The organism is Mesorhizobium sp. M4B.F.Ca.ET.089.01.1.1 (assembly GCF_004022605.1).
Taxonomy (GTDB): Bacteria; Pseudomonadota; Alphaproteobacteria; order Rhizobiales; family Rhizobiaceae; genus Mesorhizobium; species Mesorhizobium abyssinicae.
In genome coordinates, this window is sequence record NZ_RZOS01000833.1 from 1 (window position 1) to 1,335 (window position 1,335).

Here is a 1,335-nt window from a genome sequence, read left to right on the forward strand (position 1 = left end):
GAGCACAGCTATCACGGCGACACCATGGGCACGATGAGCGTCGGCGCGCGCGGCGTCTTCAACGCCGCTTACGAGCCGCTGCTTTTCCAGGTCGACACCATCCCCTTCCCGGCCGCAGGCCAGGAGCAGCAAACGCTTGACGCCTTCGAACGGCTGGCGCGCGACGGCGAGGTGGCCGCGCTGATTGTCGAGCCGCTGGTGCTCGGCGCCGGCGGCATGCTGATGTATCCGGCTTCGGTTCTCGCCGAACTCAAGCGCATTGCCGAGCGCTCCGGGACGCTTTTCATCGCCGATGAAGTCATGACCGGCTGGGGCCGCACAGGCACCATGTTCGCCTGCGAACAGGCGGCGGTCGCGCCCGATATTCTGTGCACATCCAAGGGACTGACGGGTGGATCGTTGCCGCTTGCGGCGACGCTTGCCACCGACGCGATCTTCCAAGCGCATTACTCGACGGATCGGTCCAAGACCTTCTTCCATTCGAGTTCCTACACTGCAAACCCGATCGCCTGCGCAGCAGCACTGGCAAATGTTGGTATCTGGAACGACGAGCCGGTGGCGGACCGCGTGGCTGCGCTCTCACGGATGCAGGCTGAGAAAATTGCGCGGTTCAACGGAGATTCGCGCTTCGAGAATGTGCGCACGGCCGGCACCATCGCCGCGCTCGACCTCAGCGTCGGCAATGCGGGCTATCTCGCCGAGGTCGGCCCCAGGCTGCGCGCCTTCTTCCTCGATCGAGGCTTGCTGGTGCGACCGCTCGGCAATGTCATCTACCTGCTGCCGCCCTATTGCGTCACATCGGGCGAACTCGACCGGCTCTACGATGCCGTCGACGAGGCGGCCGGACTTGCGACCGACAAAAGATGAACCGCACAGCGCGCATCATAGGCCTTGGCCATCACGTCCCGGCCCGAAAAGTCGCCAATGCCGAGATCGAGACAAGCCTCGGGCTGGAAGCAGGCTGGATCGAAGGGCGCACCGGCATCCGCACGCGTTTCTGGGCAGAGCCCGACGACACGCTTTCCGGACTGGCGGCCAAGGCCGGTGACATGGCGCTTCAGGCCGCCGGCATCGACCGCAAGGAGATCGGCCTGCTGCTGCTCGCCACCTCTACGCCGGACCATCTCCTACCACCGAGCGCACCACTGGTGGCGCACAGGCTCGGCCTCGAAAAGGCCGGTGGGGTTGACCTGGCGGGCGCCTGCGCCGGGTTCATCTACGCCATGACCTTCGCCGACGGCTTCGTGCGCGTGCACAACAAGCCGGCCATCGTCATCGCCGCCAACATTTTGAGCCGCCGGATCAATCCGACCGAGCGGGCGAGCGCCGTATTGT

General features: G+C 65.3%; 1 protein-coding gene and 1 pseudogene. Both read left to right on the plus strand.

Annotated features, from left to right (window positions below):
* A partial coding sequence (locus EN780_RS34315) for an aminotransferase class III-fold pyridoxal phosphate-dependent enzyme (RefSeq protein WP_128276465.1) occupies positions 1–867 on the plus strand: 867 nt, incomplete at its 5' end.
* Positions 864–1,335 (plus strand): annotated as a pseudogene (locus tag EN780_RS34320) (3-oxoacyl-ACP synthase); the annotation flags it as partial. The gene EN780_RS34315 and the pseudogene EN780_RS34320, both read left to right, overlap by 4 nt.